Here is a 240-nt window from a genome sequence, read left to right as displayed (position 1 = left end):
ACATCACTCCAGATCGTCGTTTGCTCAGCATCGACTAATGCGCCTAACAAGGTTGCAGAATAATCCGAACCATTACGTCCTAATGTGATGGTTCGCTGCTGTCCATCCGCAGCAATAAAACCGGTCACCACAACACGGTTATGTAGGTTCGCTAAACACGCAGTTAATTTTTGGCGAGACACCATTTCATCAACCACAGGTTGCGCGGCTAATTCCGTGGTTAAAAACAGGCGAGAATCT

At 47.1% G+C, this 240-nt stretch carries 1 protein-coding gene; it reads right to left on the bottom strand.

Going from position 1 to position 240, the window contains the following annotated elements:
- On the bottom strand, positions 1–240 hold a 240-nt coding region (locus MTCD1_RS20155), incomplete at both ends, for an amino acid kinase family protein (protein WP_143760228.1).

The organism is Colwellia marinimaniae (assembly GCF_002207865.1).
GTDB lineage: Bacteria > Pseudomonadota > Gammaproteobacteria > Enterobacterales > Alteromonadaceae > Colwellia > Colwellia marinimaniae.
This window is presented reverse-complemented; position numbering and strand designations above follow the sequence as displayed.